We start from the raw sequence: 20,156 nt of genomic DNA, 5'->3' as shown, positions 1-20,156 counted from the left end.
CTGGTTCCGCTTGAAGGCCGCGCCGAAATGCTTTTCGTTGATCGTCCCGGGCACGGCTATTCGGAACGCGGTGGACCGGAGAACGCCTTTCCCTCAGGGCAGGCTGATGCGATCGCAAAGCTCATGGAAAGACGTGGGATCGAAAAGGCGATCATTGTCGGGCACTCCTTCGGCGGCGCAATCGCCGCAGCCTTCGGCGTCCGCCATCCGGAAAAGTCTGCCGGTCTCCTTTTCCTTGCCCCAGCCACGCATCCATGGCCCGGGGGCATCGACTGGTACTATCATGTCGCGACCTTGCCGGCGATTGGCTGGCTCTTCAATCACGCCATCGTCGTGCCGCTTGGGTTGTGGCGGCTGGAGCAAGCGACACTGAACGTCTTTCGGCCAAACCTGCGCCCTGCTGATTACATCGCGAAGACCGGCCCCTCTCTGGCGCTGCGTCCCAGAACCTTCCATGCCAACGCGGCCGATTTCACCAAACTGCTCCAGTATCTGAAAGCTCAATCGCCCCACTATCGCCGCATCACCGCACCGACGGTCATCATCACCGGCGACCGCGATGGCATTGTCTGGGAGCATCTGCACTCTCAGGGGCTCGCCCGCGACATTGCCGGCTCCGAGCTGGTGAAGATCAGCGGCGTCGGCCACAAGCCGGACTATCTCGCAACCGATGTCGCCATCGCCGCGCTCGAAAAGATTGCAGGCAAGCCACGCGACCTGCAGGCCGCTGCACGCATTGCCGAGCAACGGCTGTCGGCCGGCACGGCAATTGCCGTCTGAGCGGCCTTGCGCGCCGCGAAAACAGGACCATATCCCTCTCACAGTTTATCTATTGGAGGGGACATCATGGATTACCTGCGCGTCAGGACGATTTCGCTTTTCACTGCTTTTACCTTTACCTTTTTGCCGCTCGCACCTGCATACGCGGCCTCGCCGGCACCCGTAGAAGCCGAGCACGGCATGGTCGTCACAGCACAACATCTTGCAACTGATGTCGGCGTCGAAGTCTTGAAGGCTGGCGGCAATGCGGTGGATGCAGCCGTCGCAGTCGGTTACGCGCTAGCTGTCGTCTATCCGACGGCGGGTAATATCGGCGGTGGTGGCTTCATGACGATCCGCCTGAAGGACGGCAAGACGACCTTCCTCGATTTCCGCGAACGCGCGCCGCTTGCCGCCACCAAAACCATGTATCTGGATGCCAAGGGCGACGTCGTTCCCCGTGCCAGCCTGGACGGCTACCTCGCCGTCGGCGTACCGGGCTCTGTCATGGGCTTTGAGACCGCGCTCGAAAGATACGGCACGAAACCCCGCGCCGATTTGATGGCGCCAGCGATCCGCTTCGCCAGGGAGGGCTTTACACTGGAACAGGGCGACGCTGACACTTTCGCCTCAAGCGCCAAGCGGCTCGCAAAAGATGAAGCCACCGCAAAGATCTTCCTGAAGCCGGACGGCAAACCTTATTCCGCGGGCGAAAAGCTCGTGCAGCCGGAGCTTGCCGCCGTGCTTGCCAGCATTTCCGAAAAGGGCGCGGATGCCTTCTACAAGGCGGCACCTGCCGAGGCGATCGTCAAGGCAAGCCAGGCGAAAGGCGGCATTCTCGCGAAAGAAGATTTCGACCATTATAGTGTGCGTGAACTGAAGCCGATCGAGTGCAATTACCGCGGATACGACATCGTTTCGTCGCCGCCGCCGTCCTCCGGCGGCGTCATCATCTGCGAGATCCTCAACGTGCTCGAGGGTTACCCACTCTCCTATCTGGGATACGGTTCGGCCGAGACGGTCCATGCCATGGTCGAGGCCATGCGCTATGCCTATGTCGATCGCAACGCAGCGCTCGGCGACCCGGATTTCGTCGACAATCCGGTTTCGAAGCTTCTGGACAAAGCCTATGCCAAGGAAATCCGCGACAAGATCGATCGCTACGAGGCTGGCAAATCTGCGGATCTTAAGCCGCTAGGCGCCAAGGAAAGCGTCGAGACGACGCATTATTCCATTATCGACAACGACGGCAACGCGGTCGCCGTCACCTATACGCTGAACGGCTCCTTCGGCGCCGGTGTTGTCGCGCCGGGTACCGGCATCCTGCTGAACAACGAGATGGACGACTTCACCTCCAAGCCCGGCGTGCCGAACCTCTACGGCCTCGTTCAGGGCGAGGCTAACGCCATCGTGCCGAAGAAGACGCCGCTCTCCTCCATGAGCCCGACGATCATCTCCAAGGACGGCAAACCGTTCATGGTGATCGGCAGCCCGGGCGGCTCGCGCATCATCACCATCACGCTGGAAGCGATCCTGAACGTCATCGATTTCGGCATGGACATCAGCCAGGCTGTCAACGCACCGCGCATCCACCATCAATGGCAACCGGACAAGATCTATCTCGAACCCTATACCCTGTCGCCGGATACGATAAAGACGCTTGCCGCCATGGGCTACAGCTTCGACGATGGGAGCGGCCCGCCGCAATGGGGCCAGGCAGCCGGCATCCTTGTCGGCGGCAAGAGCCTTGCCGATATCGAGAAGGGCGGCGGCGCCCGCTACTACGGTGCGATGGACAGCCGCGCGACCGAGGGTTCGGCAAGCGGCTATTGAGCCGTCCGCCATCAGCGGATGCGGGCGCGTACATAGTCACCCCTGATGTTCACCAGGGGACGCGCGCCCGGGACGCTGGGGACGAGGCTGTCGATGTAGGATGCCTTGGCGGACACGGTATAATCGACCGGCACGTCCTTGCCGAAGCCGAGATAGGCATCGAGCGACTGAGCGGCGATCTCGATCGTCTCGTCGCGTCTGACGGCATTGTAAGTCAGGTTCGCCCGCACCGCCGCGCCGGAGATATCGACGCTGGAAGCATGGCCGTCGAGTGTGATGTCCGCCGCCTGTCCCGATGTGCCAAGGCTTGCGAAATCGCCGTTCAGCCTTGCCATGAAGGCTTGCTGCTCGATACGCACAGCACTGCCGGGCGGGATATTCGCTGAGAGTTCCGGCGCGCAATCGGCAATGTCGCTCCAGGCCGACATCGCCATATCGATCGTCAGCGTCGCTCCGTCGATCTGCACGCTGCTCTCGTCCTTGCAGACGTTGAAGAACCAGCTCGAATACCAGGATGAGAACCAGCCGCGGCGGCGGCCGCTGGTTGTTGCACGATAGGGCTCGTCCGGCCTTGTGGTGATCTTGATTGAGCTTGCATCGCCCCTGATGACGATCGTACGGATGCTGGAAATATCGAACGCCTCGCCGATCGGCTTGACGTCGGCGAAACTGGATATCAACGTCATGAAAAACAGAGGAATGGACAGGAATATTGGCATCGGCTTTCTCCTTGATGGCGCCGTCGAAGCGACCGGCCTGACCAAGGTGATGCCCCGCCTCCTTTATTGAGACCTCAATCGTGATCCGGGTCGCCCGCAATTGCGATCGAGGCCATTCTCTTGCTGATATCGAACCGTCGCATCCGGATGCCGCCTCATGATCTTCGTCCCGCTTCCCTTCGTGGTCGCCCTGCTGCTCTTCATCGTGCTCGCCCGCATGCTGCGGCAGGAGCGCTGGAGCGCCCCCGAGAAGCGCCCTTTCCTCCTTCTCATCGGCATCTATGCGCTGCAATCCGTGCTGATCGGAGTTCGCTGGGGCTACGACGTTCCCGCGATCATCCCGGCACAAGCCATTCTGGCGGCGATAATCGCAGCGCTTGCCTGGGTCAGCTTCCGGAGCTTGACTTTGGAAGGACCGCCGTCACTTGCGCGGATGTGGCCGCATGCGCTTCCGGCGATGCTGGTCGCCAGCCTGCTGGTGCTCTGGCGTGAGCCGATGGGACTTGTTCTGATCCTCATCTTTCTTGGTTATGGAGCCGCCCTGCTCTGGCTCGCGCGCCATGGCCCTGATGAACTGATCGCCTCGCGGCTGGATGGCGCGCTGCTTTCCTACCGTTCGCTTCTCATCACCGCCGCAGCGCTGATTGTGTCTGGGTTCAGCGACATTGTGATCAGCCTGGATTTCGACCGCAGCGGCGGCACTCATGCCGGCGCCATCGTCGCTCTCGGCAATGTCATCGCGCTTCTCATTCTTGGAGGCGCTGCGTCCATTGCGAGCGGTGGCCAACCGGTTGACGAGCAGAGCCTTGAGACGCCCGCCGTTCCGCTGATGCCGACGGAAGAAGATGGCGCGGTCGCAGCCTCCCTCGATGCGCTGATGCAATCCCGCGAGATCTATCGCGATGCCGAACTCAATCTCAGCCGCATCGCGCGAAAGATGAGCCTGCCCGCCCGTCGCGTTTCTATCGCCGTCAACCGCATCCATGGCATGAGCGTGTCGCAATATGTCAACGAGTTCCGCATCCGCTCGGCATGCGATCTACTTATCAAGACGGATGAACCGGTCACGCGTGTGATGTTCGATTCCGGCTTTATCAGCAAGTCGAACTTCAATCGCGAGTTCCTGCGCGTGACTGGCACAAGCCCGACCGAGTTCCGGCGGCGTGGCCTCGGTTCGGAAGTCCCTGCTCCCGCAAAGGCGCCGGCATTTGTGTCACCGTGACAAAATCTGCGTTCACAAGTTGTCGCAGGCATCCTATGCATGTGCGAAGCATCAGCCGAAAGAGCTCATAATGGCCAGCATTGAAATGATCGTCGCCGCTCGCGCCCGTCTCCGGGGTCACGCACGGCGCACCCCGCTTCTCTCCTCTCCATTCCTTGACGAGATTGCCGGACGGCGTGTCTTCGTGAAGGCGGAATGTCTGCAGCATACAGGGTCGTTCAAGTTCCGCGGCGGCTGGTCAGCCGTCTCCGGTCTCGATCCTGCGGTTCGCGAGAAAGGCGTCATTGCCTTTTCATCCGGCAACCACGCACAGGGCGTCGCACTTGCCGCGAAGCTGCATGGCGTGCCCTCGGTCATCATCATGCCATCCGATGCGCCGGTTCTTAAGATCGACAACACCCGTGCACTGGGTGCCGAGGTGGTGCTCTACGACCGTGCAAAAGAGGATCGCGATGCGATCGGCGCCAGGCTTTCGGCCGAGCGCGGACTGACCCTGATCAGGCCTTTCGATGAACCGCTGGTGATCGCCGGTCAGGGCACGACCGGGCTTGAGATTGCCGAACAGGCGGAGGAAGAAGGCGTGAAGTCGGCCGAGGTCCTCGTTCCCTGCGGCGGCGGCGGGCTGAGTTCCGGCATCGCGCTGGCGCTCGAAGCAAGTGCCCCGGGCTTCACCGTGCGGCCCTGCGAACCGAAAGACTTTGACGATACCACGCGTTCGCTGGCCGTCGGCAAGATCGTGCGCAACGCGGCAATGACAGGTTCGATCTGCGATGCGATCGTAACACCGGAGCCCGGCAAGATCACGTTCCCGATCCTGCAGCGGCTTGCGGGCGCGGGCATCGTCGTCACCGACGAGGAGGCGCTGAGGGCAATGGCGCTCGCATTCAAGCGGCTGAAGATCGTCGTCGAACCCGGCGGCGCGGTCGCTCTCGCTGCCGCGCTCTTCCATGGCGACGCGCTCGAAAGCGACAGCGTCATCGCCGTGACATCCGGCGGCAACGTCGACTCGCACATCTTTACCGGTGTTCTCGAGAAATACGGCTGAGGACGCGGCCTAGGCATTTTCCGGTATCTGCCGCGGCATCAGATCGGAGATCGCCTCGCGCACCGCCTGCAGCATGATGGAGGCAAGCCGCGACGTCGCCGGGCCGGGCTCCGCTTCGGCGCGATGAAGCACGAGGCCGAGCATCGGCAGTTCCGGCAACGCCGCCATCGACGCCATCAACGGACTGACCTTCGAGGGCAGACCGATCGGCGTGCGGATTGTCGCGCCGAGCCCCGCCGCCGTTGCAGCCCACAACCCGCCAAGGCTGGGACTGACAAAGGCAAGCCGCCAGGGAATATGGGCCTTGTCCAATGCGTTCGTGGCAGCGGTTCGCAGGAGGCAGGGTGCCTCGAGTGCGGCAAGTGGCAGGGGTTCTTCGCTTGCGGCATGCCAGTCCAGCTTCCCTGAAGCAGGCCCGATCCAGCGCATGGGAAGATCGCCAATGCGCTCGCAATGCGCCGTCACAGTCCCATCGCTCCAGGCCAGCGCCAGGTCGAGCTTCCCGCTCGTCACCCGCTCGAGCAGCTCCGTGTTGCGAGCAACGCGTGCCTCGATCCGCACCTTCGGATGCGCGCGAGCGAATCGGCCGAGAACATCCGGAAGCAGGTTTTCACCAAAATCCTCCTGCAGACCAAGCCGTACCCAGCCTTCCAGCTCGACGCCGTGGACCGCCGCGGCCGCTTCGTCATTGAGTTCGAGCAGCCTCCGTGCATAGGCGAGCATCGTCTCGCCGGCTTCCGTCAGCGCCAGGCCGCGACCAGCCTTGCGGAAAATCGGCGTGCCCGCCTGTTCTTCCAGCTTCTTGAGCTGCGCGCTGACTGCCGATGTAGAGCGCCCAAGCCGATCTGCCGCCTTGGCGAAATTGCCAAGTTCCATTCCGGTCGAGAAGGTTCGCAGCACGTCGAGATCGAAGATCGTTTTGGGCACCGCCATAATCCCGTTTTTCTGGATGGTCAGTTCATAAAATTCTGATTTTATGCATAATCGTGTCGTGCGATGCTCCTCCTGTCAAGAACTTGCGACTAGGAGGCAGCCATGCCCTTCGTTCGAATCTCACTCCTGAAAGGCAAATCGCCGGATTATCTCCGTGCGCTTTCCGACAGCATCCATCGCGCCATGGTCGAAACGTTCAATGTTCCGCCCAATGACCGTTTTCAGATCATTCATCAGCATGAGCCAGGTGAGTTGATCTTCGACCGACATTATCTCACCGGCCCTCGCTCGGATGATTTCACGCTCATCGCCATCACTGCGGGAAAGCCGCGTTCGACGAAAACCCGGAAGGCCTTCTTCAAATGCGCGGTGGATCTGCTTGAACAGTCGCCGGGACTCAGGCCGAAAGACGTCATGATCGTCGTGACGACCACGTCACCGGACGAATGGTCGTTCGGCGACGGCGAGGCGCAGATGACCGTACCGGGCTGGGAACGTCGCGCCTTCCAGCCTTTGGAGACGTCCCGATGATCGCGATGCAATACAGTTTCACGCTGCCCTCAGACTACGACATGGCGATCATCGATCGCCGGATTCGTGACAAGGGGCCAATGCTCGACGGGTTCCCGAACTTGCGGTTCAAGGCTTATCTCAGCGCCCGCAAGGGCGAGTTCGGCAGCCGGGAAAACCTCTATGCACCATTCTATGTTTGGGAGCAGCCGGAGGGTGCCAGCGATTTCCTGACTGGCCCCGGCTTCGAGGCTCTGGCGCAGACGTTCGGCTGGCCCCAGGTAAGACACTGGATCGTGTGGAGTGCCGTAGTGACAGACCTAAAGGCCGCGAGGTTTGCGAGCCGCAACGTCCTACCGATCCCGCCCTATGCACCGCTTGCCGAGATCCGCAAGGAGGAAGACGCGCGATCAAATGCAGAAACAGCAGCCCGAGGCGGCGCGCTGGCGTCGATATCCGCCTTCGAGCCGTTCGGCTGGAGCCTTGTACGCTTCACACTCTATCGCGACATGCCGCTGATCGCCAACGACGACCAGATCTATCGCGTCGGCCACGTGTCCCTGCCATAGATCGGGAGGAGGCGCGCTCGCGCACCTCGCCTATTCGCGCCGTGGTCAGACCTACGCTGCCTTGTAACGTGCCGCAGGCGCGGACCGTGACAGGTTCGGCATCAGCGCCTGGCGCGCATCCTCGTAGGCCTTCAGCAACCCGGCGTCTTCGAGTGCCGGGATCGTTGCAAACTCGCCCTGGTCGAAACCGGCAAGAGCCGCGTCCACCATGTCTTCCGCCGGCATGACGATTTCTGTCGGCAGATGCTCGACCGGCGTGCCGGCAATACTCCAGAATTCGGTCGCGGTCGCTCCCGGCAGCACCGCCTGGACGCGGATGTTCTTGTCCGCCAACTCGTGCTTCAGCGACTGGCTGAAGGCGAGAACGAATGCCTTGCTGGCCCCATAGACACCGTTCAGGATCTCCGGCGCGATCGCGACGATCGATGCGATGTTGATGATCGCGCCGCCGCCGCGGGCCACAAACCCGGGCACGGCGGCATAGGTCAACCGCATCAGCGCCGTGACATTGAGATCGACCATCGCCTGCATCTTGTTCGCATCGGAGGCAAGCAGCGGTGCGGTGCCGCCGAAGCCTGCATTGTTGACGAGCATTGTAATACTTTGGTCCGACTTCAGCACGTGCTCGACGCGTGCGAGATCGGCCTTGCTGCCGAGATCGGCGGGGAGCGTTTCGACCGTCCTGCCCGTTTCCCTGGTCAGCTTCGTCGCGAGTTCCGAAAGGCGCTCGGCGTTGCGGGCGACAAGAATGAGGTCGTAGCCACGCTTTGCGAGCCGGTGGGCATAGATCGCACCGATACCTGACGATGCGCCTGTAACGAGGGCCGTGCCCTTGTGCTGATCGGTCATTGTCTTTTCTCCATGTTGCGCAACAGCACCTGCTGTTCGCTTGAAGGGAGTCATACGCTCGATTGCCGATGTCTTGAATGTCATATAGACCACCTTTTAGGACAAACGGAGTTTCGAGCCATGCAGCGTATTGCCGTCCTGCTTTTCCCGGGCTTCCAGATGATGAGCCTAGCCGCAATCTCCGCCTTCGAGTTCACCAACCTCGAACTCGACGAACAGGTTTACGACATCGCCTACCTCTCGGAGACCGGCGGACCGGTGCAGGGCTCGTTTGGCGTCACGATCGAGACCAGCCGCTTCGATGATCCGGCCTTCGATACGCTGCTGGTGTCGGGAGCCGTCGGCATCCAACTGCCGAGCCCAAAGGAGAGTGACTTCATCCGCAACGCCCTTGCCGCCTCCCGGCGCGTCGCATCGATCTGCACCGGCGCTTTCCTGCTGGCCGAGGCAGGAGTTCTGGATGGTCGCAGCGCCACGACGCATTGGCTTCTCGCCCGTGAACTGCAATCGCGCTACCCGAAGATCAAGATCGAGGAAGACCGCATCTTCATCATCGACGGCTCCGTGTGGAGTTCCGCAGGCATGACGGCCGGCGTCGATCTGGCGCTTGCCATGGTCGAGAAGGATCACGGCGCAGATGTCGCCCGCGCCGTTGCCCGCAAACTCGTCGTTTATCATCGCCGCGCCGGCGGCCAATCGCAGTTCTCAGCGCTGTTGGAACTGGAGCCTAAATCGGACCGCATCCAGAAGGCGCTTGCGCATGCGCGCAGCAACCTGAAGAATACGCTTTCCGTCGAGGAGCTGGCCGACGCGGCACATCTGAGCCCGCGCCAGTTCAGCCGGACGTTTCGGGCCGAGACTGGACAGTCGCCAGCAAAGGCGGTGGAGAACCTGCGTCTTGAGGCTGCACGGCTGATGATGGAACAGGGGCGGCATCCGATCGATGTCGTCGCCGCCGAAACAGGCTTCGCCGACCGCGAGCGCATGCGCCGAGCCTTCCTGCGCGCCTTCGGCCAGCCGCCGCAGGCAATCCGCCGCAATGCACTACGAGAGTTCACTGCCTAACGCACGCTCTATTGCCCGCTGCTGCGTAAAATCCGCACCCTGGATCAGGTGGCCGCCCGCCGGTAGAGCGCCAGCGATCCGGCAAGGGCGAGCATTGCACCACCGCTTATCCGGTCGAGCCACATGGCGCCGGAACTCTTGAGCAGGCGGACGGCCTGAGACCCGAAAGCTGCATATCCGAACATGATCACGAAATCGAGCGAGGCGAAGACGGCTGCGAGCACCGCATATTGAGCCGGCTGCGGTAGCGTTGGATCGATGAACTGCGGCAGGAAGGCCGAGAAGAAGAGATAACCCTTGGGGTTCGTCACCGCGACCATGAAACTTCTCGTCGCAATCGCGAGGGCAGAGGCAGTGCCGACGGCGCTCTCCGCTTGTTCCGCCGTATCGATGCTTCCCTTCGAGCGCAGCATCATGATACCCAGAAAGGCAAGATAGGCCGCGCCCGCATATTTCAGCACGGAAAACCAGAATTCGGAGGCTGCCAGCAACGCGCCGAGACCGATCGCCACAGCGCCGATTAGCACGAAGTCCGAAAGCACGGCGCCCGCCATGCCGGCGATAGCCCGGCGCGTACCATAGCGGGAGCCATTGGTCAGCGCGAGAAGCACGGTCGGACCCGGCGTCGCGATACCAACGAAGGAAACGGCAGCGAAAGCCAGAAGGGTAATGATATCCATGAGTGCCTCCCAACGCTCGGATATCGGAAGCTTGCATTTGCCGAGACTGCGAGCAAGCCGAAAAACAAAACGCCCGCCGCCTCGGAAGCAGCGGGCTCTTATTCATTCACTCAACCGGATCAGATGCCGCTCTGGCCGTCCGAACCAATATAGGCGATGCGGAGCATATTGGTCGCGCCCGGCGTTCCAAGCGGCACGCCGGCAGAAATGATGATGCGGTCGCCTGGCTTGCCGAAGCCCTCGCCAGCGACGATGCGGCAGGCCCGGTTGACCATGTCGTCGAGATCCGTCGCGTCATGCGTGACGACGCAGTGCAGGCCCCAGACGATCGCCAGACGGCGAGCCGTCTTGATGATCGGCGAAAGGGCAAGGACGGGCACCTGCGGACGCTCGCGCGAGGCGCGCAGGCCGGTGGTACCGGACGAGGTGTAGCAGACGATCGCAGAAAGCTTCAGCGTCTCGGCGATCTGGCGGGCGGCGAGCGAAATCGCATCGGCGCCAGTTGCCTCCGGCTGGGCGCGCTGGGCGTAGATGATGCCGGGATAATGCGGCTCGCGCTCAATGGCGCTGGCGATCGACGCCATCGTCGAAACGGCTTCGACCGGATAGGCGCCCGAGGCGGACTCAGCCGAAAGCATGACCGCGTCCGCACCTTCGAAGACGGCGGTCGCAACGTCCGATACCTCGGCGCGTGTCGGCACCGGAGAAGAGATCATCGATTCCAGCATCTGGGTTGCGACGACGACCGGCTTGCCGGAACGGCGGCAGGCGCGGATCAGCTGCTTCTGGATACCCGGAACGGACTCGAGCGGCATTTCGACGCCGAGATCGCCACGGGCGACCATCAATGCGTCCGAGAGTTCGATGATCTCTTCGATGCGCTCGATGGCCTGCGGCTTCTCGATCTTCGACATCAGGCCGACCCGGCCTCTGGCGATCTTGCGGACTTCCGCGAGGTCTTCCGGGCGCTGGACGAAGGAGAGCGCGACCCAGTCGACGTCGTCGGTCGCCAGAACGGCATCGAGATCGACGCGATCCTTATCGGTCAGAACACCGACGCCAAGCAGCGTGTCGGGCAGGCTGATGCCCTTGCGGTCCGAAATCTTGGTGCCGGAAATAACCGTCGTGACGATGCTCTTGCCGTCACACTTTTCGGCGCGCAAGGCGAGCTTGCCGTCGTCGATCAGCAGGCGATCGCCGGGCTTGACCGCTTCCAGGATTTCCGGATGCGGCAGAAAGACGCGGGTTGCGTCGCCGGGGGCGTCACTGTTGTCGAGGGTGAAGGTCTGGCCGGGCTTCAGATCGACCTTGGTATCGGCGAACTTGCCGACGCGAAGCTTCGGGCCCTGCAGGTCAGCCAGGATGCCGATCGGGCGGCCGGAGCGGGCCTCGACGGCGCGGATACGGCTGATCAGCATTCGCATCACATCATGGCTGGCGTGGCTCATGTTGATACGGAATACGTCAGCACCGGCCTGGTGGAGCTTTTCTATCACCGCTTCTTCACTGGACGCCGGGCCGAGCGTCGCCAGGATTTTTACTTTTCGATTACGCTTCATTAATTTGCGCTTTCCTGCGTACCGGGAGTGTCGGAGAGTTGGACCATCCAGCTGCCTTGGCGGCCGGTGTCATACTCCTTGAATCCCATCTTCTGATAACCGCGGGCATAGCAGTCCTGCACGCCCGTGATCTTAAACTCGTTCTCCGCTACGCACATCTGCACATCACCCGTCCATCGGCCTCCCCGGGCGGCGTCCTCAGCGTAGAGATAGTAATAGCGTGACTGCAATTCTCCTTCGATCAGCGTCGCGCAAGTCGTTGCCGGGACCTGCCACCAGCCTTCCGTGACCCACCCGTCCTTGCCACGGTATCCGATCGCGACGCCCACCAGGTTCTGCGTGCCGTTGCATACGCGGAAGTCTGCGTGCGCACTATCGGCAAGAAAGAATGGCGAGAAGGCAGCGAGTGAAAACAAGGCGAAACGGGCAAGCGGCCCGGACCGGGTGAGGAAACTTGGTGCGGCTTGCATCAACACGGCTTCCGAATGGCTCCCAGGTTATTCGTTGTCCGTGCCTTCTTGCGCCGCCATGGAACGAATGTCAACGCGATGCTAATCGATTATATTCCTTCATAACCTGCTCGTGAACGGTGACTTGCCCAGGCTGCAGCGCATCCCGCTTGAACCTGCCGCGGGCGCGTGCGATCAGTGGCGCGAGCGCCACATGACGATCGGCAATTCACGAATGAATCACTTCAATGCTTTTGAAATACTACCCGGGAATCATGACAGCGGCATGGTGATCCTCGGCGATCACGCCATGAATCGCCTGCCTGAACGTTACGGCAGCCTCGGGCTTCCCGAAGCCGCCTTTTCCCGCCATATCGCCTATGACATCGGCATAGAAGGCCTGGTGCGAAAGCTTTCCGCCAAACTCGGCGTTCCGGCCGTTCTCAGCGGCTTTTCGCGGCTTCTGATCGACCCAAATCGCGGTGAAGATGATCCTACGCTGATCATGAAGATTTCCGACGGCGCGATTATTCCAGGCAATCATCCCATCACCAGCGAGGAATGGAACTACCGCGTCGAGACGTTCCACCGGCCCTATCATGACGCGGTGTCCAAAACGATCGACAAGGTGGCCAATGCCACCAGCCGGGCGCCGCTCGTGCTGTCGCTGCATTCCTATACGAATGCCTGGAAAGGCATTCCGCGGCCTTGGCACGCTGCCGTCCTCTGGGACACCGATCACCGCGCCGTCGCCCCGCTGCTTGACATGCTGAGGCGCGATCCCGATCTGATTGTTGGCGATAACGAACCTTATGACGGCGCACTGAAGGGCGACACGATGTACCGGCATTGCATGCTGACCGGCATACCGCATGCCCTGCTTGAGGTTCGTCAGGATCTGATTGGAAGCGAGGCCGGCATTTCCAAGTGGGCCGAACGCCTGGCTCCGATCTTCGAGGCCATGAATGCCGATCCGGCGCTGCACGACTATAATGTGCATGTGTCGCGCACCGGCCCTTACGAATGAAGGAGAGCGAAATGACCGCACTCAGCAAGGAACAGCAGACAGAATTCGAGGCAGCCGCCTTCCGCCGGCTTGTGCAGCATCTGCGCGAACGCACCGACGTTCAGAACATCGACCTGATGAATCTCGGCGGCTTCTGCCGCAACTGCCTTTCGAACTGGTATCGTGAAGCCGCCGAAGCCGAGGGCGTGCCGCTGACCAAGGACGAATCGCGCGAGATCGTCTACGGCATGCCGTACGAAGATTGGAAGAACCTCCACCAGAACGAGGCTTCGCCTGTGCAAAAGGCCGCTTTTGAGCTGAACAATCCGCACAAATAGGCCTGCGAACAGCAAAGCGGCTTGACCATGACGCTGCTTCGCGGCAGTCACGTGCATCCCAATCGATCATCCGGAAATCAGGAGAACACGATGTCTGATGCACATGGCGTCGCCCGCGACCAGCTTCGCGCGTTTGTCGAGCGTATTGAACGCCTGGAAGAAGAAAAGAAGACCATCGCCGACGACATCAAGGACGTCTATGGCGAAGCCAAGGGCATGGGCTTCGATACGAAAATCCTGAAGAAGGTTGTTGCTCTTCGCAAGAAGGACGAGCAGGAGCGAATGGAAGAGGATGCGATCCTCGATACCTACCTGCACGCACTCGGCATGATCGAGTCCCCGCCAGAAGCCTGAGCACCGGCCATATTCCAGCTTTTCGAAAGCCGCCGATTTTCGGCGGCTTTTCTTTTGGAAGGGCGCCCTTTCACCAGCCCACGCAGGTTCGCGGGACAACTACCGTCCGTCATCTCGCAGGCGCGACAGGATTTCGATCAGTCGCGGCGCCATTTCCCGCACCTCGTGCAGATGGATTGCGCTGAGCCGCAGCAGGATGTCCTCGGCCTTTCGCGTAAGCTTCAGCGTCTGTCGCCGCCTGTCTTCGGAATCCGTCTCGCGCTGCACGTAGGCAGAGGCAATGAGGCGACCGACGAGTTCGGTCGCGGTATGCGGGGCGATAAGTAGCCGCTCTGCCAGCATGCCGACGGTCATGACCTCGCCTTCAGGCAGGCCCTTGATCGCCAGCAGCGCCTGATGCTGCTGCGGTGGCAGTCCCTCTTCCTGCGCGGCCGAGGTACTGAAATCCATGAACTTGCGGAGTGCGTATCGCAAGGCCGCAAGGGCTTCGTAGTCGGCTTGAGTGAGTTGGACTTTCGGTCGCTTCGTCATTCCCCGGCTTTCGTCTTTGATCGGTGCATGCATCTATCTGCGCCAACTCGCATTGATCCTGCAAGATGCGACGGAATCGAGCGCGGCCGAAGCCGCACCGATCGACGCCTGCCTCCTCTCTGCGGCGGTCTCCGATATTCTTCGCCGTCGTTGTTGATTTATATCGTGATACGATATATCGACTGCCGCCGCTGACACTTTTTTTTGCAGGTGGACCACCATGATCGAACTTAACCGACCGTCAAAAGCCCGCGACTTCACCGGGGGCCTGTCCCGCCGGGAGGCCGGCGATTTCACCACGGACCGCCGCGTCCTGCTTCTGGTGGGCATGGCAGTAATCGTTGGAACGGGCGGCGCTTTCGCAGCATGGGTATTGGTCAGCCTCATTGCCCTCGTGACGAATGTCGTCTGGTTCGGCCATATGAGCATTGTGGCGCCGAGTTTCGTCGACCTGCCGCGCTCGGCCTGGATGGTCGCCGCACCCGTCCTCGGCGGTCTTGTCATCGGCTTGATGGCGCGCTTCGGTTCGGAAAAGATCAGGGGACACGGTATTCCGGAGGCGATCGAAGCGATTCTGATCGGCGGAAGCCGTATGTCGCCCAAGGTTGCGGTCCTGAAGCCGCTGTCGTCGGCGATCTCCATCGGCACCGGCGGCCCCTTCGGTGCGGAAGGTCCCATTATCATGACGGGCGGCGCGATCGGATCGCTCTTCGCGCAGTTCTTCCACATGAGTTCCGCCGAACGCAAGACGCTGCTCGTTGCCGGCGCCGCCGCGGGCATGACGGCGATCTTCGGCTCTCCCATTGCCGCCGTCATGCTGGCCGTCGAGCTGCTGCTGTTCGAATGGAAGCCGCGCAGCTTCATTCCCGTTGCCGTCGCCGCCTGCGTCTCCATTTCCTGGCGCCCGTTCCTTTTTGGCGCCGGCCCTCTGTTCCCGACGCATTTCCAGGTGGCGTTGCCCTGGTGGGGAATCTTTCTATGTGCGGCAATGGGGATCGTCTCCGGCCTGCAATCCGGATTGCTGACGACCCTGCTCTACAAGATCGAGGACGCCTTCGAGAAACTGCCCATCCATTGGATGTGGTGGCCCGCCCTCGGTGGTCTCGTCGTCGGGTTGGGCGGCCTGATCGAGCCCCGCGCGCTCGGCGTCGGCTACGACATCATCTCGGATCTTCTGGCAAGCCACATCGTGGCAAAGGCCGTCATCGCGATCCTCCTGGTAAAGGCGGGCATCTGGCTGGTGGCCCTGTCTTCCGGAACATCCGGCGGCGTGCTCGCGCCGCTCCTCATTCTGGGCGGCGCGCTCGGCTGGCTGGTGGGTCTTGCCTTTCCGGGCGAACCGGGCTTCTGGGCATTGCTCGGCATGGCCGCGATGATGGGTGGAACAATGCGCGCCCCGCTGACCGGAACATTCTTTGCCGTGGAGATCACCGGTGATGTCAGCACCCTCATTCCCCTGCTCGCGGCGACCGTCGTTGCCTATGCCGTCACGGTCCTGCTCCTTCGTCGCTCTATCCTGACCGAGAAGATCGCAAGACGCGGCCAGCACATCACCCGTGAATACGGGATCGATCCGTTCGAGCTCACCCGCGCCGGCGACATCATGATCCAGGAGGTCGATAGCCTTCCGGCATCCCTGACCGTCGGCGAGGCCTGCGATTTCTTTTCATCCGGCGCCAAGACCCATCGCATCTACCCGGTCGTCGAAGCGGACGGAACCTTGGTCGGCATGGTCTCGCGTGCGGACGCCCTGACCTGGGAGCGCGACGGAACACTCGGCAAGGAGACCTTGTCCGAGCGGATTTCTGACGCTTCGCTTCCCGTCGGGCATATCGACGACACTGTCGGTTTCATCGCGGATCTGATGCTGGCGAGCGATGCCGGCCGGATTCCGATCGTCGAGAGGGAAACGGGCAAGCTCATCGGTTTGATTGCGCGCAAGGATCTGCTGCGGCTGAGAAGCGCGCTGCGCTCCGACGAATCCGAGAGGCGCCCTTACTTGGGGCCTAGGCCGATGAAGGCCGGTCAAACCCGGTAACAGGAGATGACGAGAAACCGCTGAAGGTCACAGCCTGTGTAAACGAAAACCGCCGGATCACTCCGGCGGTTTTGTAGTTCGTTCTGAGTGATCCGCTCAGTTCGTCTCGAACTTGCGCACTTCCATGAAGTTGACGGCGGAGCCGCTGAAGCGGGCCGGATCGACGGAAGCAGTATTGACGGTGAAGCCCTCGGCATAGACCGCCGTCGGCTGGGCCCGGAGCGTCTGGCTGACGAAGCGAGGTGCCTTGACCGGCTTCGTGACCATCTCCATGCGTGAATTGGTCAGCGCCCACTGCGAGATGATCTTCTGAGTGAGCTTCGGCTCGGTGCGGACTGTCGCCCGGCTTGCCTCGGCAGCGGCCGCGGCAGCCTTCGTCGGGCGTCCGCCCTTGGTCGCAATGCCGGCGGCATCGCCATTCTGGGAGACATGCGGGGGATCGAAGATGTCGCCGAAGCTTGCGGATTTGACAGGAGCAAGAGCCGCAAGCTGAACCGGCGCCTTCTCGGCCGGCTTGGTCGCCGGCATTGCTGCCTTGATCGCCTGCTCGATGGTTGCTGGCGCAAGGGCAGCAACCTGCTTGGCTGCAGCATTCTCCTGATCAAGCGCCTGCGCGACGGCCGGAGAGAGCTGACCGGCTACGGCTGCATTCGCATCCGATTCGGCAAGGGCAGGACGGTCGCTCGGGATAGCAACCGCGGGATCGTTGGAGGCCACCTCCGCATCACCCGGGGCGTTGCGAGGACCAAGCAGTGATGGAACCGGAATGTGATAGCTGCTGAGATCGGCAAATTGCTGCGGCTCGCCTTGCTGCTCCGTCGCCGCCGCTAGGGCCTGCTCGGCGCTATTGCCGGAATTCGGCGGAACAAGAGCATTCGCAACTTCGCCGCCGGCAAGCTGACCGGCAAAGGCAGGACGAACCTGCGGCACCGGCGCATTCACAGCGGCAACCTCGGTGGGCTGGGCTTCAACCTCGGCAGCAGGCGCCTCCGCCTTCGGCGGCGTTGCCCTGGCCACAGCGACCGGAGCCGAATCCTCCGCGCTATCCTCTTCATCGTCTGCGCCACCGCCAAAGAGTGCGGCGAACAATGTCTTCGGCTTCCGCGTCTCCGTATCGCCGCCGACGGCTGCAACGAGCTGATCGGTGCTCACGCGGCGCTTGTAGTCGGCCATCGCCTGCTGGTAGCCCGGCAAGGGCTTACCGTCAGCCGGGATGTGGATGGTGTTGCCATTGGGAAAAAGCTGAACCAGCTCTTGCCGGGTCATGCGCGGCCAGGCGCGAACGCCGCCGACATCCATATGCACGAAGGGCGAACCGGACTTCGGATAGAAGCCAACGCCGCCGACCTGCATTTTCATGCCGATCGCGCGCAACTTGGCAAGCTTGACGTCCGGAATGAAGAAGTCCATCGCCTTGCCGAGCATATGCTGGCTCTTCTCGGCGACACCGGAATTGCGCGAACGCGCCTTGAGCATCGCATTTGTCCCGGGTGAACGGAAACCGCAGACGACGTTGATATAGTCCCTGGAACCGCTCTGGCGGTAGACTTCCCAGATGAGATCAAAAAGGCGGGGGTCCATCTTCGTCGGCTGATTCTTTCGCCAGTCGCGGAGAAACCGGTTCAACTGCTCGAGACCCTTCGGGTCGAACCTGCCGTTGCGCTTGTAGGTGATGACAGCCTTTTCGCCGGTGTGGATGAAATAGAGTTTCAGGCTGCGCGTTTCGCCCGCTGCCTCAGATGGTGTGCCAACGAATACCGGTGAGGAAACCGCAAGTGCGAGAAGGGCAGCCATTGCCGTCCTAACCGCCTTTCCGCCAATGTCGGCGTACAGCGTACGCCAGCTCAAGCGCCAAGGCTTGGAATTCTCATTCAAATCCGGCAAACCAAATCCTCGTCAGACTGCCCCAGTGCCCCGGCTGTCCCAATGTCTTTCAAATGCGGTCACACCATGGCAAAAATGCCACACGCGTTCAACCTTTTCTTTACATAGTCAACAATGGACTAACAAGAGGTTTATGACAGGTAACAAGACATGCTTGCCGGATTATTAATCAAGCGCCTGCTATGCCGCATCTTTTTGCGGATTGTCGGGGTCGATCCCGTAATCCTTGAGTTTTCTGTAAAGCGTTGACCGCCCGATACCGAGTTTTCTGGCCACTTGACTCATCTGGCCCCGGTAGAATTTAAGGGCGAATCGAATCAATTCCTCCTCGACATCGGCAAGCTTGCGTACGTCGCCGGCGGCACTGACGCTTGCAATCGCGTTTTCCGGCACCTCGTTGTGACGCGCGGACGACTCACCGCCATACATCGGCGGAACGTGATATTCGCCTGCCGCAAATTCCGCTTCGTGCTCACGATGCGTATTGTCCGCGACCAGCGCCAGATGATCCACCACGTCATATTGCGGCAGCTGCGCGGCAATTTGCGGAAAGTCCGCTTCGGTGAGTTCATGCCCCTCGGCAAGCACGACGGCGCGAAAGATCGCATTTTCGAGCTGGCGGATGTTGCCCGGCCAGTCATAAGCCGTCAGCAGTGCCAAGGCACCGGGACTGACCGTCATCCGCTGCCCGTTCTTCTGCTCGGACGAGAAGCGGTCGGCAAAGACGCGCACCAGATGCGGGATGTCCTCCTTGCGCTTGCGCAGCGCCGGAATGGTGATCGGGAAGACGTTCAGGCGGTAATAGAGGTCTTCGCGGAAGTGGCCGTTTTTCACTTCCTCGATCAGATCCTTGTTCGTCGCCGAAATGAGGCGGACGTTGACCTTGTGCGCCGTACGCGCGCCGACCGTTTCGATTTCGCCCTGCTGCACGGCACGCAACAGCTTGACCTGCACCTCGAGCGGCAGATCTCCGATCTCGTCAAGGAAGATCGTTCCGCCATCGGCTTCCATGAACTTGCCGATGTGGCGCTCGGTCGCGCCGGTGAAGGCACCCTTTTCGTGGCCGAAGAGAATGCTCTCGACGAGATTGTGCGGAATGGCACCGCAATTCACCGTCACAAAAGGCTTGTTTGAACGGTCACCGCCGGACTGGACGGCGCGGGCCACGAGCTCCTTGCCGACGCCCGACTCACCTTCAAGCACGACCGGAATGTTCGATTGCGCGGCACGCTGCGCCAGATCGATGACCCGGATCATCGCCGGGCTCGCCGAAACGATGTCGTCGAAGCCGACGGCGCCAGAGCGTGAACGGCGGCCCGAACGGGCTTTCACTTCGCGCTGGTCGAGCTTCATCGCGTTAGCAATGCAATTCGCGATCCGCTCGGGCGAAACCGGTTTAACCACGAAATCGAAGGCGCCGGCACGCATGGCCTGCACCACCGTCTCGATGCCGCCCTGCCCGGTCTGCACGACCACGGGAATATGTGTGCCGAGTTCATTGAGGGCTTCGAGGAATTCCAGCCCGGTCATTTCCGGCATCATGAGGTCGAGAATGATGACGTTGAAGAGGCCGCCGTCCCGCTTCACCATCTCAAGACCGATTCGGCCGTTTTCAGCCTGATGGACGACATGCCCGTGGCGCTCGACTGCATTTTTTAGCAGGCGGCGTTGCACCGGGTCGTCTTCGACCAACAGAATCTGCCCTGCACCCTTGAGCTCATTATGACCGGTCATTGTCGCCTCACTTCATGCGAAACCTGTGAGGCACTCTGGCAGAAAGGCTTGAACATCCAGTTTTGAGAAATAATTGCAT

General features: G+C 61.3%; 20 protein-coding genes. 11 read left to right on the top strand and 9 right to left on the bottom strand.

Annotated features, from left to right (window positions below):
• On the top strand, nucleotides 1-780 hold a 780-nt coding region (locus ACPYOI_RS09090; protein ID WP_481422807.1), incomplete at its 5' end, for an alpha/beta fold hydrolase.
• 66 nt (nucleotides 781-846) lie between these two features.
• Nucleotides 847-2,592, top strand: coding sequence for a gamma-glutamyltransferase (gene ggt / locus ACPYOI_RS09085; protein WP_481416069.1), 1,746 nt, complete (start codon nucleotides 847-849; stop codon nucleotides 2,590-2,592).
• A gap of 11 nt (nucleotides 2,593-2,603) precedes the next feature.
• Here ggt and ACPYOI_RS09080 read toward each other — a convergent pair whose 3' ends face one another.
• On the bottom strand, nucleotides 2,604-3,311 hold the full coding sequence (locus tag ACPYOI_RS09080) for a hypothetical protein (protein WP_481422806.1): 708 nt from the start codon (nucleotides 3,309-3,311) through the stop codon (nucleotides 2,604-2,606).
• Between the two features lie 157 nt (nucleotides 3,312-3,468).
• Between ACPYOI_RS09080 and ACPYOI_RS09075 the strand changes: the two genes are divergently transcribed.
• Both ACPYOI_RS09075 and ACPYOI_RS09070 read left to right on the top strand, forming a co-directional pair.
• Nucleotides 3,469-4,533, top strand: a complete 1,065-nt coding sequence (locus ACPYOI_RS09075; protein ID WP_481416067.1) for a helix-turn-helix domain-containing protein — start codon at nucleotides 3,469-3,471, stop codon at nucleotides 4,531-4,533.
• A gap of 70 nt (nucleotides 4,534-4,603) precedes the next feature.
• Entirely contained in the window at nucleotides 4,604-5,578 is a 975-nt protein-coding gene (locus ACPYOI_RS09070; protein WP_481416066.1) for a threonine ammonia-lyase, read from the top strand.
• 9 nt (nucleotides 5,579-5,587) lie between these two features.
• On the opposite strand, the gene ACPYOI_RS09065 is transcribed toward ACPYOI_RS09070, so the two are convergent.
• Entirely contained in the window at nucleotides 5,588-6,505 is a 918-nt protein-coding gene (locus ACPYOI_RS09065) for a LysR substrate-binding domain-containing protein (RefSeq protein WP_481416093.1), read from the bottom strand.
• A gap of 108 nt (nucleotides 6,506-6,613) precedes the next feature.
• Here ACPYOI_RS09065 and ACPYOI_RS09060 point away from each other — a divergent pair, with 108 nt between their 5' ends.
• Both ACPYOI_RS09060 and ACPYOI_RS09055 read left to right on the top strand, forming a co-directional pair.
• On the top strand, nucleotides 6,614-7,042 hold the full coding sequence (locus ACPYOI_RS09060) for a tautomerase family protein (RefSeq protein ID WP_481416065.1): 429 nt from the start codon (nucleotides 6,614-6,616) through the stop codon (nucleotides 7,040-7,042).
• Nucleotides 7,039-7,590, top strand: a complete 552-nt coding sequence (locus ACPYOI_RS09055; protein WP_481422805.1) for a DUF4865 family protein — start codon at nucleotides 7,039-7,041, stop codon at nucleotides 7,588-7,590. Before ACPYOI_RS09060 ends, ACPYOI_RS09055 begins: the two co-directional genes overlap by 4 nt.
• Nucleotides 7,591-7,641: 51 nt before the next feature.
• Here ACPYOI_RS09055 and ACPYOI_RS09050 read toward each other — a convergent pair whose 3' ends face one another.
• Nucleotides 7,642-8,439: an SDR family NAD(P)-dependent oxidoreductase gene (locus tag ACPYOI_RS09050; protein ID WP_481416063.1), complete on the bottom strand. Its 798-nt coding sequence runs from the start codon at nucleotides 8,437-8,439 to the stop codon at nucleotides 7,642-7,644.
• A 120-nt stretch (nucleotides 8,440-8,559) separates the two neighbouring features.
• On the opposite strand from ACPYOI_RS09050, the gene ACPYOI_RS09045 reads away from it, so the two are divergent.
• The gene (locus ACPYOI_RS09045) at nucleotides 8,560-9,504 is read left to right on the top strand and encodes a GlxA family transcriptional regulator (protein ID WP_481416062.1); all 945 of its coding nucleotides are present in this window, start codon (nucleotides 8,560-8,562) and stop codon (nucleotides 9,502-9,504) included.
• Between the two features lie 44 nt (nucleotides 9,505-9,548).
• Here ACPYOI_RS09045 and ACPYOI_RS09040 read toward each other — a convergent pair whose 3' ends face one another.
• From ACPYOI_RS09040 to ACPYOI_RS09030, 3 genes are all read right to left on the bottom strand, one after another.
• The gene (locus ACPYOI_RS09040) at nucleotides 9,549-10,184 is read right to left on the bottom strand and encodes a LysE family translocator (RefSeq protein WP_481416061.1); all 636 of its coding nucleotides are present in this window, start codon (nucleotides 10,182-10,184) and stop codon (nucleotides 9,549-9,551) included.
• 119 nt (nucleotides 10,185-10,303) lie between these two features.
• Nucleotides 10,304-11,743, bottom strand: coding sequence for a pyruvate kinase (gene pyk / locus ACPYOI_RS09035; RefSeq protein WP_481416060.1), 1,440 nt, complete (start codon nucleotides 11,741-11,743; stop codon nucleotides 10,304-10,306).
• A complete protein-coding gene (locus ACPYOI_RS09030; RefSeq protein ID WP_481416059.1) occupies nucleotides 11,743-12,213 on the bottom strand; it encodes a DUF1036 domain-containing protein in 471 nt (156 codons plus the stop codon). The genes pyk and ACPYOI_RS09030 overlap by 1 nt, the downstream gene beginning before the upstream one ends.
• 214 nt (nucleotides 12,214-12,427) lie before the next feature.
• Here ACPYOI_RS09030 and ACPYOI_RS09025 point away from each other — a divergent pair, with 214 nt between their 5' ends.
• The 3 genes from ACPYOI_RS09025 to ACPYOI_RS09015 all read left to right on the top strand — a co-directional run bounded on the left by ACPYOI_RS09025 (nucleotide 12,428) and on the right by ACPYOI_RS09015 (nucleotide 13,890).
• A complete protein-coding gene (locus ACPYOI_RS09025; RefSeq protein ID WP_481416058.1) occupies nucleotides 12,428-13,219 on the top strand; it encodes an N-formylglutamate amidohydrolase in 792 nt (263 codons plus the stop codon).
• A gap of 11 nt (nucleotides 13,220-13,230) precedes the next feature.
• Nucleotides 13,231-13,536: a DUF1244 domain-containing protein gene (locus tag ACPYOI_RS09020; RefSeq protein WP_168831498.1), complete on the top strand. Its 306-nt coding sequence runs from the start codon at nucleotides 13,231-13,233 to the stop codon at nucleotides 13,534-13,536.
• Between the two features lie 90 nt (nucleotides 13,537-13,626).
• Nucleotides 13,627-13,890: a DUF2312 domain-containing protein gene (locus tag ACPYOI_RS09015; RefSeq protein ID WP_168831497.1), complete on the top strand. Its 264-nt coding sequence runs from the start codon at nucleotides 13,627-13,629 to the stop codon at nucleotides 13,888-13,890.
• A 99-nt stretch (nucleotides 13,891-13,989) separates the two neighbouring features.
• Here ACPYOI_RS09015 and ACPYOI_RS09010 read toward each other — a convergent pair whose 3' ends face one another.
• Nucleotides 13,990-14,421, bottom strand: a complete 432-nt coding sequence (locus ACPYOI_RS09010; protein ID WP_481416057.1) for a MarR family winged helix-turn-helix transcriptional regulator — start codon at nucleotides 14,419-14,421, stop codon at nucleotides 13,990-13,992.
• Nucleotides 14,422-14,641: 220 nt separating this feature from the next.
• Between ACPYOI_RS09010 and ACPYOI_RS09005 the strand changes: the two genes are divergently transcribed.
• Nucleotides 14,642-16,459 carry a chloride channel protein gene (locus ACPYOI_RS09005; RefSeq protein WP_481416056.1) on the top strand — a complete coding sequence of 606 codons (1,818 nt, stop codon included), beginning with the start codon at nucleotides 14,642-14,644 and terminating at the stop codon, nucleotides 16,457-16,459.
• Nucleotides 16,460-16,555: 96 nt separating this feature from the next.
• Here ACPYOI_RS09005 and ACPYOI_RS09000 read toward each other — a convergent pair whose 3' ends face one another.
• Together ACPYOI_RS09000 and ACPYOI_RS08995 are read right to left on the bottom strand one after the other, a co-directional pair.
• Nucleotides 16,556-18,343, bottom strand: coding sequence for a peptidoglycan L,D-endopeptidase MepK (locus tag ACPYOI_RS09000; protein WP_481416055.1), 1,788 nt, complete (start codon nucleotides 18,341-18,343; stop codon nucleotides 16,556-16,558).
• Nucleotides 18,344-18,523: 180 nt separating this feature from the next.
• Nucleotides 18,524-20,077, bottom strand: a complete 1,554-nt coding sequence (locus tag ACPYOI_RS08995) for a sigma-54-dependent transcriptional regulator (protein ID WP_481416054.1) — start codon at nucleotides 20,075-20,077, stop codon at nucleotides 18,524-18,526.
• Nucleotides 20,078-20,156 lie beyond the last annotated feature (79 nt).

It is taken from the genome of Rhizobium sp. SVR5-2C, assembly GCF_056755115.1.
Note: the sequence above shows the minus strand (reverse complement) of the source record. Positions and strands in the feature narration are given on the sequence as shown.

Bases quoted from the DNA above. Each gene is read 5' to 3' on its own strand.
- ggt (WP_481416069.1), top strand. From the start codon at position 847: ATGGATTACCTGCGCGTCAGGACGATTTCGCTTTTCACTGCTTTTACC.
- ACPYOI_RS09080 (WP_481422806.1), bottom strand. From the start codon at position 3,311: ATGCCAATATTCCTGTCCATTCCTCTGTTTTTCATGACGTTGATATCC.
- ACPYOI_RS09075 (WP_481416067.1), top strand. From the start codon at position 3,469: ATGATCTTCGTCCCGCTTCCCTTCGTGGTCGCCCTGCTGCTCTTCATC.
- ACPYOI_RS09070 (WP_481416066.1), top strand. From the start codon at position 4,604: ATGGCCAGCATTGAAATGATCGTCGCCGCTCGCGCCCGTCTCCGGGGT.
- ACPYOI_RS09060 (WP_481416065.1), top strand. From the start codon at position 6,614: ATGCCCTTCGTTCGAATCTCACTCCTGAAAGGCAAATCGCCGGATTAT.
- ACPYOI_RS09055 (WP_481422805.1), top strand. From the start codon at position 7,039: ATGATCGCGATGCAATACAGTTTCACGCTGCCCTCAGACTACGACATG.
- ACPYOI_RS09050 (WP_481416063.1), bottom strand. From the start codon at position 8,439: ATGACCGATCAGCACAAGGGCACGGCCCTCGTTACAGGCGCATCGTCA.
- ACPYOI_RS09045 (WP_481416062.1), top strand. From the start codon at position 8,560: ATGCAGCGTATTGCCGTCCTGCTTTTCCCGGGCTTCCAGATGATGAGC.
- ACPYOI_RS09040 (WP_481416061.1), bottom strand. From the start codon at position 10,184: ATGGATATCATTACCCTTCTGGCTTTCGCTGCCGTTTCCTTCGTTGGT.
- pyk (WP_481416060.1), bottom strand. From the start codon at position 11,743: ATGAAGCGTAATCGAAAAGTAAAAATCCTGGCGACGCTCGGCCCGGCG.
- ACPYOI_RS09030 (WP_481416059.1), bottom strand. From the start codon at position 12,213: ATGCAAGCCGCACCAAGTTTCCTCACCCGGTCCGGGCCGCTTGCCCGT.
- ACPYOI_RS09025 (WP_481416058.1), top strand. From the start codon at position 12,428: ATGAATCACTTCAATGCTTTTGAAATACTACCCGGGAATCATGACAGC.
- ACPYOI_RS09020 (WP_168831498.1), top strand. From the start codon at position 13,231: ATGACCGCACTCAGCAAGGAACAGCAGACAGAATTCGAGGCAGCCGCC.
- ACPYOI_RS09015 (WP_168831497.1), top strand. From the start codon at position 13,627: ATGTCTGATGCACATGGCGTCGCCCGCGACCAGCTTCGCGCGTTTGTC.
- ACPYOI_RS09010 (WP_481416057.1), bottom strand. From the start codon at position 14,421: ATGACGAAGCGACCGAAAGTCCAACTCACTCAAGCCGACTACGAAGCC.
- ACPYOI_RS09005 (WP_481416056.1), top strand. From the start codon at position 14,642: ATGATCGAACTTAACCGACCGTCAAAAGCCCGCGACTTCACCGGGGGC.
- ACPYOI_RS08995 (WP_481416054.1), bottom strand. From the start codon at position 20,077: ATGACCGGTCATAATGAGCTCAAGGGTGCAGGGCAGATTCTGTTGGTC.